Origin of the sequence: Salinivirga sp. (assembly GCF_035268865.1) — a bacterium.
In the GTDB taxonomy this organism is placed as follows: domain Bacteria; phylum Bacteroidota; class Bacteroidia; order Bacteroidales; family Salinivirgaceae; genus Salinivirga.
The window spans coordinates 1-10,986 of record NZ_DATFKB010000255.1; the positions used below are offsets into that span (position 1 = coordinate 1).

Genomic DNA, 10,986 nt, shown 5'->3' on the forward strand with positions numbered 1-10,986 from the left:
CGATACCATATATATTTCAACCGCACTTCAAGGGCAAGCTAAAAGAATGAATATTCTGCAACAGAAAGTAATGTTCCGTGCAAAAAAACAACTCGCAGATTCAATTGCTACACTTCAACAACTTTTTGGCGATACAATCAGCAACTCACCCGGCAATTACGAGGTTTCGTTGCACGATATTCATGTTGTAGAAGAAGGGATACGCTATCCAAACAAAAATAACCAGGATGAAATTGAAGCTTACATTACCATAGCTATGAAATACCATGTACCGATTCCAAAAATTCCGCACACATCATGCAAAAGGTAAGAAATAATTAACTACCTGTTTTCACCTTTTTGTCACACTTGTTACATTAAAAGAGCTGAAGATCTTCTTTCTTTGTGGTTGAAATAAAACTACAACAAAATGGGGAAAGGGAAAACCTATAAAAAATTACATAAGTGGCCCGGTCTTATTATTGCTTTCATGCTTTTATATTTCTCTGTTACCGGAATTTTAATGAATCACAGAAATGTAATTTCGGGACTTGATATCAGCAGGGATATACTTCCTTCAAACTACCGTTATGATAACTGGAACCTCTCAGCCGTGAAAGGTAGCCAATATATCGGCGCGGATAGTGTACTACTTTTTGGCAATATAGGAATCTGGCTCACCGACTCCCTATACGAAAACTACGTTTCTTTTAACCATGGTTTTCCTCATGGTGCAGACAATCATAAGATATTTGATGTACATAAAACTTCTAGCGGGAACATTTATGCTGCAACACTTTCGGGTTTATACACATATGAAAAAAGCAATGGTATCTGGAAAAAAATCGACGTTGATGTATCTATAAATCGTTTCGTTGGCATAGAGAGCCTAGAAGATACTTTATATGCCATGAACCGGTCATATATTTTTAAAGGACTCGACAAAGGTATTGATACAAAACTACAGAAAACAGAGCTACCAGCTCCAACCGGATACAAAAACGAGGTCAGTGTTTTTGAAACCATATGGCAAATTCACTCCGGTGAAATATTTGGGTTGCCCGGAAAACTATTTACTGACATTCTCGGGCTGATAACCATTTTCATATCATTTACAGGTATTATATTCTTCTTTTTTCCCAAATGGATAAAACAAAGGAGAAAAAAAGGTAAGAACTTTAAAAGAATAGCTAAAACCAATAAATGGTCACTCAAATGGCATAATAAAACAGGCAGGTGGATATTTGTGTTTCTTAGCATTTTGTTTTTCACGGGTACATTTTTACGGCCACCATTATTAATTGCCATCGCCAATTTAAAAGTTGCCCCCATCCCCTTTTCCCACCTTGATCAACCCAATCCATGGTACGATAAGTTAAGAGACATACGTTTTGATGCCAAACGGAACACTTTTCTTATTGCAACTTCTGAAGGAATTTATCATACAAACCTTAACCTAAGGAACATTCAGAAATTCAGGGTACAACCTCCAGTTAGTGTAATGGGTATCACCGTATTTGAGCCTTATAAAAAAGGTGCTTATTTGATAGGTTCATTCAGCGGTTTATTTTTATGGCATCCGGAACACAGAGAAATTCTGGATTATGCCAAAGGCAACCTTTACCGCAGTCGCTCCGGAGGCAGACCAGTAGGCGAATATGCCGTTACCGGGCTTATCGAGAAACGCAATGGAAAGCAATACATGATTGACTATGACAAAGGTGCAATTCCATTATGGCACAAGGAACAATTTCCACAAATGCCAAATAAAATTTCAGAAAAAAGTAATATGTCGCTATGGAACCTTTCCCTTGAAATACATACAGGAAGATTTTTCAGCTTTTTGTTTGGGGATTTTTACATTTTGTTGGTTCCATTAAGCGGTCTTATTGCAGTAATGGTAGTAATAAGCGGATATTTACTTTATCGTAAAAGATTCAAAGTCAGGCATTAGTTTAAAATTAACTACTGCCTGACTTCAAAATATTTGCTTATTGCAGATTCATATATTCAAATCGCCTCAGTTCTACATTTAATAGAGCCTGTTCATATGCGAGTTCAAGTAAACGGTCATTGGCTTCGTAGAAAAATTTCAATTCAAGTAAATATTCAATTAATGAAATATGTCCAAAATCAAGAGATTTCTTCAGTAACTCAAATGAATCCAATTCATTCATAGTTTTACTGTACTGCTGATGAGTTTCAGTAACCTGCCGGTATTCATTGTAAGTACTAACCAGTTGGGTTTTCAAACTGCTTATAATTGCATCGTTTCTGGCCGAGCTTGCCATAACGCGGGCTCTGGCAGTCTTCGTTTTTTTTGAGTTTTGCCAAAGGGGAATTGATATCCCGGCTTTTATTCCGCTGAACTGTTCAGGGTCGGCGGCTTCATATTCATAGCCCACTTTAAATGAGGGCCAGTTTTGCGCCTTCGACAGTTTAACAGCAATACTATCCGTTTTTAATTTTTGCTTAATTTGTAAAATATTAGGAGAACTTTGCAATCCCAGGTTTACATATTCATTGCGAGATAATACAAATGGCTCCGGATATTTGATTTTTTCGAAGTCAACACTTTCGCCATTTACAAATTGCCTTATTTCAGCCTTTAAACTCGCTAGTTTCTGTTTGTGATAAGCCAATCGCTCTGTTACATTTAACTGAGCTACCCTAATTTTATTCACTTCAAGTAAATTGGCATCTCCCTGCTCAAGGCTCTTTTCAAAAGCAGCAAGTAACTCCTCAGCATGTTGTTTTCTACTTTCAAGTACCTCCAACACGTTGTGTGTATACCTGTATTGGATAGCTTTTTTGGATGCTTCAAGCAGTATATCCATCATTCGTTGTTGATAAACAGCTTTGCTTATTTCTTGTTTAGAGCGCGCATTTTTCAATTTTCGACTATAAACCATCGGCATTTCAAAGCGTTGTGAAACGCCAAAAGTCCTTTTTACAACATTATCTTTTCCGGGAAAATAGCCTGCTTCTAATTCTGGGCCGGGTGGAGTTATTCCCGTCAACTGGGAAGACCTTTCAGCTTCCATTTGTTGTTTTGCCTGCTGTATCCATGGGTTATTTGCCAAAACCTTTTGTAAATAAGGTTTTACAGCCTGCCCCACTGTGAAATTCACACAAAAAGACAAGGTTATTGCAAGAATAATTATCCTTATATATTTCATTTTTTCGCTTTTTTCTTTTCCAAAATTTGATAAACCAATGGGATAATGTAAATATTTAATAGTGTTGAGCTTAGCAATCCGCCAAGTATTACAATAGCCATAGGACCCTGAATTTCATTACCGGGCTTGCCTGATGCAATGGCAAGCGGAAGTAATGCCAATGCCGCTGTGAGGGCAGTCATAACAATTGGGTTTAGCCGCTCACCTGCACCAATCATAATTCGTTCGTTCAGATTATACTGCTCTTTCTTTAACTGTATAAAGCGCGAAACCAACAATATTCCATTTCGTGTAGCAATACCAAAAAGTGTAATAAACCCGATAATGGCAGGAATACTAATTACAGAAGAAGAAAACCAAACGGCAAAAACACCTCCAATAAGCGCCAAAGGCAGATTCAATAAAATCAATCCACTTAATATACCGTTCTTAAACTCCTGATAGAGTAGCATAAAAATAATCAATATTGCCAATAAGGATGTAATGAGCAGCACCTTGCTGGCTTCGGATTCACTTTCGAACTGCCCGCCATAGGTCACAAAATAATTTTCCGGGAAATCCACATTCTGCTCTACACGTCGCTGAATTTCGTTGACAATGGTACGCAAATCGCTACCTGCGACATTGGCCGAAACCACAATTTTTCTTTTTACATTTTCACGACTAATGGTATTTGGACCATAATCGCTGCTGATATGTGCCACATAATGCAACGGGATTTTTTGTCCATTTCCGGTCTCTATGAGGGTACGCTTTATGGCCTCAATACTTCCGCGATGTTTTTCATTATACCTCACTATGAGTTCGAAGAGTCGCTCTCCCTCGTACACATCACTTACTTTTTCACCACCAAGTGCGGCTTCTACGAAGTGACCAAATTCAGCAATAGAAATACCATAACGCGCCAACATCTGTCGCTTGGGCCTTATTTGTAATTGTGGAATTTCTACTTGCTGCTCCACATTCACATCGGCAATGCCCTCTATATCGGTTATAAGACTTCGAATTTCTGTGGCTTTATTGTACATGGTTTTCAGTTCGGTACCAAATACCTTTATAGCTATATTTGCCTCCGTTCCGGATAGCATTGCATCAATGCGGTGGCTTACAGGTTGCCCGACCTCGAAAATAATTCCATCGATTTGCGATAGCCTTTGCCGCACATCAGCCACAACTGCTTTTTTATCGCGCCCGGTAAATGATATAGGTGCATCGATCTCCGATACATTTACTCCAAATGAGTGCTCGGCAAGTTCTGCACGACCTGTTCGACGTGATGTAGTATTAATTTCGGGAACTTCAAGCAACGTAGCCTCCACACGTTTTCCTATTTCATTTGACTTCTCCAGAGATATCCCCGGTAATGTGGCAGTGTTTATGGTTAAAGCTCCTTCATTAAAAGGTGGCAGGAAACTTCTGCCAAAAGTAAACATAAGCACAAAGGCAAAAACAAATAACGCTGATGTTATCCCCAATGGCCAGGCTGGTCTGTTCAGTATTTTTCCAAGTGAGTTTTGATAAATACGCTTTAGATTTCGCTCAATCCAGGATCCTTTGGCACGTTTTTTCAACCGTTTCTCATTGGTCAGAAGCATTGAACACATTACAGGTGTTAATGTCACTGCAACCATAAGCGAGGCCAGGAGCGAAACAATGTATGCTATACCCAGAGGTTTAAGCATGCGACCCTCCATCCCGCTAAGGAAAAAGAGTGGTAAAAAGGCTACAATAATAATAAGTGTAGCATTCATAATTGAAGCCCTAATCTCTACTGATGCATTATAGATTACATTCAAATTAGGCTGCCGCTCGGCTTTGGGTAAAGCTATATTTTCCCGTAACCGTTTATATACATTTTCAACATCAATAATGGCATCGTCAACAACTGATCCTATTGCAATGGCCATTCCGCCAAGGCTCATCGTATTAATTGTAAGACCAAATGCATTTAAAACCACAAATGTTACCAATAATGACAATGGAATTGCTGTAAGAGAAATTACAGTTGTACGTCCATTCATAAGAAAAATAAATAATACGAGCACAACAAACAATCCTCCTTCAACCATGGCACGCATAACATTATTAACAGCTGTTTCAATAAACCGGGCCTGATTAAAAATATCTTTATGAATTTTCACATCTGCCGGCAATGAAGATTCAATACTGGTGAGTTCTTCATCAATACGATTTGTAAGCCTTAATGTGTTGACGTCAGGCTGCTTGGTGACAGTCAATATTACAGCTTTATTGCCATTATAAGATCCAGTTCCGATAGCGGGTGCAGGTGCAGTTTCCACCTTTGCAATATCGCGTACCCGAACAGCATAATCACCGCGCTGTTCAATAAGGGCGTTTTCAATATCTTCTAAACGGTGTGTACGTATAATTCCACGCACAATATACTCATTGCCATACTGATTAAAAAAACTACCGGAAACATTCTCGTTCACTGCGCGGCAAGCCTCCAGTACCTGGTCAAGCGAAACATCGTGGTATTTCAGCTTGTAGGGATCTACATGCACCTGATACTGCTTTGTTTCGCCACCTATAATAGACACCTGTGCCACGCCTCCAACGGAAAGTATACGCGGACGCACACTCCACTCGGCGAGGGTGTGCAATTTCATAGGAGAAGTAGTATCTGAGGTCATGGCTAAAATCATGATTTCTCCCATAATCGAGCTTTGGGGGGCCAATACCGGATTGTCTACTCCTGAAGGCAATTGGTCCTGAATTGTAGCGAGCTTCTCAGATACTGTTTGCCGTGCACGATAAATATCGGTTCCCCACTCAAACTCAACATTCACAATGGAAAATCCCATTGAGGATGAGGAGCGAACGCGCCTGACACCCGTAGCGCCATTGACAGCAGTTTCAATTGGGAATGTCACTAATTTTTCAACCTCTTCGGGAGCCATACCGTGCGATTCGGTCATTACCACAACAGTTGGCGCTGTAAGATCCGGAAAAACATCCATATCACTTTGCGTGGTGACATAGCCACCTCCTGCGATTAGCAAAATCGTAGCAGTTATGACCACCAGCCTGTTTTTCAGAGCGTATTGAATTATTCTGTTTAGCATGATGATCGATTTTTAATGTGCGTGATTATGTGCTTGTTCGGGCATAGCTCCTGACATTTGCGACAATCGAATTCTGTATACATCTTTTGTTGCTACTTGATCTTCAGGGTTAAGGCCTCTAGCTACACTAACCATTTTTCCGTTAGTGCCCGAAATTTCTATGTACTGTTTTTTAAACTCATGGCCTGTCCAGAGGTAAACATAATATCTATTGAGCTCCTCTAAAACAGCTGTTTGTGGTATTACAACAGCATTGTTAACATCGTGGGCGTGTAAGTAGATATCGGCAAATGCCCCGGGCAACAATTCAGGCTGATAATCGATCTCGAAAAAAACAGGCGTATAAACAGAAGCCCCTGTGCTACGCCCCACAGACAATAACTGCCCCTTTAGTGAATCGGTAAAAAAGATCTCTTCACTGTATGCAGGAGAAAACGATGCAGCAGTTACATAAGAAAGCTCACTGATCAAATCTTGCGGCACTTCTGCTTTTACAACAAGTCTTTTATCTTCTACAATTGCTGCAAGCGGGCTACCAATTTCCACATATTCTCCTTCTTTAACGTATAATTGCGATATAAAGCCATCGGACGAGGCATACACAGGCTGCCCGCCCTTAACGTAATTTTTTTTAATGATTTCGAATCGGCTTTTAATATTTTGGTAATCGACTTTACGTTCCTGATACTCACTCTGTGAGATAATCTGATTTTTCAATAAATTACGAGCTCTTTCATAATCCTGAAGGGCTTTCTCATATTCGTTTTTCACCTCATTGTATTTTGTCTCCAAATTATTATGAGTTAGCCCTTTGGCAGAAATCAAAAACAACTTTTGCCCCTTGCGTACTTTTTGACCTTCAATAAGTCTGTAGTTGTCAAACACTACCAATCCTGAATGCCGGGCAGCAAGCATCGACTGCCCCTTTTGCGAGGGCATAATGCGACCACTAACATGTAAAATCTCATAAAAGGGTCTTAGTAATATCTTTTGTACCTGGTGTTGATGAATTTCCTGCGCATGATCGTGGCCCTCCTCTTCGTGGTTTTGTGTGGCAGGTTCATCATCATGCTTTGTATTTTCATGCTCCTGGTCCTGAACATCTTCATGAGCGCCTGATTCATGATTGTGTTGCGCTTCTTCATGAACACCATTCTGATCGCCATGATCATGGTCGTGATCTCCTGCTTCATGATTGTGCTCCTGTGTATGCTGGTGGGAGTTTTCTCCCGTTGCTTCGTGCTCAGGATGAGCATCGCAAGCGCTTAAATAAATCAACGCAATAAATATTGCCAATAGATTATGTGACATAGTTATATTTTTTGAGAAAATGATCCCAGTCTGGTGGGTGTAGAAAAATTAATTGGAAAATATTCGGATATAACTATGCTCTGGGGGGCGCACGCAACGATTGTCGCCGGAGGTGCAAAAACCGAACAGGTTTTTCATTAAAGACAGTCAAAGAGGCTTTTGCCGGCACAGCCGCAAAAGCGGGTTGATATTCAACCTGAACAAACTGATTATCGAATTGGAATTGAGAGAAAAGCGTATTTAAAAAATTACAGGCAGTGCAACACTCATCACTGGTATGGTGCTCAAACTGTAAATCCATAGCATGGTGACTTTCACAGCAGTTGCCAGCATCCAACCCTTCGTTGTGGTGATGGTGCGGCACAATAGCATGTGTAATCATGAGCCCCTGCGCCAGGGCCACAAGCCATAAACTTATTTGCTTTTTATAACTTTTCATTCCTGCAATTTGTGAACAAAAATCCGGCCATTGCCTTTTCAGGATGTAAAACTAGCAGAGAAACCGCGAAAATGAAAAAATAAAGGTGTATTTTTCAAAAAAAGATAATAAATACTAATTTTGCACACCTGTAATCTAAAAACGGGGTGTAGCGCAGCCCGGTAGCGCGCTTCGTTCGGGACGAAGAGGTCGTAGGTTCAAATCCTGTCACCCCGACATTGAAAAGGGTTAACTTGTTGAAAAATAGGTTAATCCTTTTTTTATTACAAATACTTTGCACTTTTCCCTCTTACTCTAAAATATAGAAGAGGTCGTAGGTTGCGAACCGACGACTGAAAGGAGGAGCTCACGAATCACGTTTAGCGATGAGTAATCCTGTCACCCCGACTTTGAAACGGATTAATTTGGTAGAAAACAGATTAATCCGTTTTTTATTACAAATACTTTGCACTTTTCCCTCTTATTCTAAAATATTGAATACAAAAAAAGCCAGATGGTTTTCACCAGAAAGGGAGAACTCCCGGTGGAATTCTCCCCAAAACCTTTTACAAAAGGCTATATAAATAAAAACAGTACCCCCACTGTTAATTAATCATCGCAAAATACTTCATAGTTTGCTCCTGCTGCAACACCTAAAAGTTCTTTAATTGTAATGGTAATGCGTTGTGGGTTACATTCGCCTGTTCCCCACTCTTCTCCGCCTAAATCATCAGAGTAAGATGCGTCAAACTGCCATGCCTGAGTATCTGCATTGTACAAATACACATCATAAGAAATGCTAATATTGTACTCTTTTCCACTCTCGATATCAAAATAATCGGAAAATTCGCCGTAATCGACATTTTCTACTGTTTTACCACCAACTTTGAGTTCAGTAATATTGTACTTGGTAGGTACAACACCTAAAGCTTCGGAATAAGCACCATTGCGCACGCGTACTTCATAAGTTTCTGAATCTTCTTCACATGCCACAAATGTGAGACTCATTAAGGCAACAAGAACAAATGCTTTTAATTGATTTTGAAATTTCATAAAAATTAAATTTTAGTTTATAAAAATGGTATTTAGTTAATTTGTCTTCAAAGCCGAAAAAAATGCTTTTCCGATTCTGTATTTTGGTAGTTGCAATAGATGGTGAGTTTTGAAATCTTTTTTCTAACTTTTTTATGGGGAATAATGGAAAAAGACGAGCGATTGGGTTATTTGTTTTTTACACTTATAAAAACGACTACACTCTTTCTAACTGATTTACAAACACAAACACTACAAAACCACCCGGTAAACCTTATTTTTATTTAGTATAAATAAGATCATTGTTATGCTGTGCAACATATTGGCCGAAAACCTGATATACAGCATATCAGACAATATGAAAATGGTGCATGGTTTGATACCTTTACATAAAAAAACCGAGATACAATGACCATAACTACCCTCAGCGAAATTATCAAAGGAAATATTGCCAGTTACACAAAGAATAAGGCTGATTTTAATTTTTGCTTTGCCTCAGATTTAATGAGCGATGTACTGCGGATTGATACCGACGAAATGTTGCTCCTTACAGGTCTTGCAAATATGCAGGCAATACGCACTGCAGAAATGGCCGATATTAACTGTATTATTCTGGCACGTGGTAAAAAAGCAACTGCCGAAATGGTTGAGCTTGCAGAAGAGAGCTACATCACCATTATCGAGAGCCCTTATTCAATGTTCCACATAGCCGGACTACTATTTCAAAACAACATTAAACCCTTGTTTTAATTATGAAACTTGAGTTTACCATATCTGGTGGTGATTTTTCGAAAGCAGGTTTTGCTTCAAGTGAGGTGAAAAAAATGCTTAAGAAAATCAATGTGGAACCCAAAATTATTAAAAGAGTGGTAGTTGCACTCTATGAGGGAGAAGTAAATGTATGTGCCCATGCGTACAAAGGCAAAATAACGGTAGATATTGACGGTGCCATAATAAAAATGCAAATTAAAGATGAAGGGCCCGGGATTGAAAATATAGATGAAGCAATGAAAGAGGGTTACTCTACTGCCAGCGAAGCTGTAAGGGAAATGGGGTTTGGTGCCGGTATGGGTTTGCCCAATATGAAAAAGAACGCCGACGAAATGCAAATTGAAAGCAAAGTGAACGAGGGTACAACAGTATCCATTGTACACTATTTAAAATAAAAAGCTATGGAAGCTCATTTTTTTCATCATGCACTCAAAATAAATCAGGATGTTTGCTACGGCTGCACACATTGCATGACGGTTTGTCCCACAGAGGCCATTCGTGTTAAAGACGGCAAAGCATTCATATACGAACACAAATGCATTGATTGTGGAATGTGCATGAAAGCCTGCCCGGTCAATGCCATACAGGTGGAACAAGACGATTTCAACAATATATTTAAATACAAACACCGCGTGGCACTTTACCCAAGTGTACTTACCGGTCAGTTTCCTTCTAAATACTACGCTTCGCAAATTACAGCAGTAATGCTCGATTTAGGTTTCACCCACGCATTTGAGGTTGAGCATGGTGCTGATTTTTTGAAAAAAGAAGTTCCGAAATATCAATTGGAAAGTGAATACAGGCCTGTAATATCGTCCTTTTGCCCAGCAATAATAAGGCTTATACAGGTAAAATTCCCATCGCTGGCAAACAATGTAATGCAGTTGAAGCCACCGGTTGATTTGGCTGCACAATTTTATCGCAAACACTTAACCGATCAGGGGATTGCAGACGAAGACATTGGTATATTTTACATCACCCCCTGTGCTGCAAAAATTGCAGCCATTAAGAGCCCGGTTGGAGAACCTGACTCACGCATTAATGGTGTAATTAACATGGATTTCATTTTCAATCGCATTTTCAGGGCGCTCAAACAGGGAAAAGGCAGTCACCGTGAATTACCCGACAAGCCCACTATGAGTCCGGAAGCATTGAAGTGGAGTCTGACCAACGGAGAAGCAGCACATGCCAAAGGCCGAAGCATAGCCAT

Annotated in this window: 10 protein-coding genes and 1 tRNA gene; 6 read left to right on the forward strand and 5 right to left on the reverse strand. The window is 39.7% G+C overall.

Features of this window, described 5'->3' with window-relative positions:
* Together VJ937_RS15555 and VJ937_RS15560 are read left to right on the forward strand one after the other, a co-directional pair.
* On the forward strand, window positions 1-310 hold a 310-nt coding region (locus VJ937_RS15555; RefSeq protein WP_324068601.1), incomplete at its 5' end, for a hypothetical protein.
* A 99-nt stretch (window positions 311-409) separates the two neighbouring features.
* Window positions 410-1,933, forward strand: coding sequence for a PepSY-associated TM helix domain-containing protein (locus tag VJ937_RS15560; RefSeq protein ID WP_324068603.1), 1,524 nt, complete (start codon window positions 410-412; stop codon window positions 1,931-1,933).
* A gap of 37 nt (window positions 1,934-1,970) precedes the next feature.
* Here the strand turns inward: VJ937_RS15560 and VJ937_RS15565 are convergent, their stop codons facing one another.
* The 4 genes from VJ937_RS15565 to VJ937_RS15580 form a co-directional block, all read right to left on the reverse strand.
* Entirely contained in the window at window positions 1,971-3,158 is a 1,188-nt protein-coding gene (locus tag VJ937_RS15565) for a TolC family protein (RefSeq protein ID WP_324068605.1), read from the reverse strand.
* On the reverse strand, window positions 3,155-6,244 hold the full coding sequence (locus VJ937_RS15570; RefSeq protein ID WP_324068607.1) for an efflux RND transporter permease subunit: 3,090 nt from the start codon (window positions 6,242-6,244) through the stop codon (window positions 3,155-3,157). Before VJ937_RS15570 ends, VJ937_RS15565 begins: the two co-directional genes overlap by 4 nt.
* A 12-nt stretch (window positions 6,245-6,256) precedes the next feature.
* Window positions 6,257-7,555: an efflux RND transporter periplasmic adaptor subunit gene (locus VJ937_RS15575; RefSeq protein WP_324068609.1), complete on the reverse strand. Its 1,299-nt coding sequence runs from the start codon at window positions 7,553-7,555 to the stop codon at window positions 6,257-6,259.
* Window positions 7,556-7,628: 73 nt separating this feature from the next.
* Window positions 7,629-7,994, reverse strand: a complete 366-nt coding sequence (locus tag VJ937_RS15580; RefSeq protein ID WP_324068611.1) for a hypothetical protein — start codon at window positions 7,992-7,994, stop codon at window positions 7,629-7,631.
* Window positions 7,995-8,136: 142 nt separating this feature from the next.
* Here VJ937_RS15580 and VJ937_RS15585 point away from each other — a divergent pair.
* Window positions 8,137-8,210: transfer RNA gene (locus tag VJ937_RS15585), tRNA-Pro, on the forward strand.
* A gap of 372 nt (window positions 8,211-8,582) precedes the next feature.
* Here the strand turns inward: VJ937_RS15585 and VJ937_RS15590 are convergent.
* Window positions 8,583-9,026, reverse strand: a complete 444-nt coding sequence (locus VJ937_RS15590; protein ID WP_057951981.1) for a DUF4397 domain-containing protein — start codon at window positions 9,024-9,026, stop codon at window positions 8,583-8,585.
* Between the two features lie 387 nt (window positions 9,027-9,413).
* Here VJ937_RS15590 and VJ937_RS15595 point away from each other — a divergent pair, with 387 nt between their 5' ends.
* The 3 genes from VJ937_RS15595 to VJ937_RS15605 all read left to right on the forward strand — a co-directional run.
* Window positions 9,414-9,755, forward strand: coding sequence for a transcriptional regulator (locus tag VJ937_RS15595; protein ID WP_324068613.1), 342 nt, complete (start codon window positions 9,414-9,416; stop codon window positions 9,753-9,755).
* A 2-nt stretch (window positions 9,756-9,757) separates the two neighbouring features.
* Window positions 9,758-10,171 (forward strand): ATP-binding protein, encoded by a 414-nt coding sequence (locus VJ937_RS15600; protein ID WP_324068615.1) that lies wholly within the window; start codon window positions 9,758-9,760, stop codon window positions 10,169-10,171.
* 6 nt (window positions 10,172-10,177) lie between these two features.
* The coding region (locus tag VJ937_RS15605; RefSeq protein ID WP_324068617.1) for a [Fe-Fe] hydrogenase large subunit C-terminal domain-containing protein at window positions 10,178-10,986 on the forward strand (809 nt) is incomplete at its 3' end.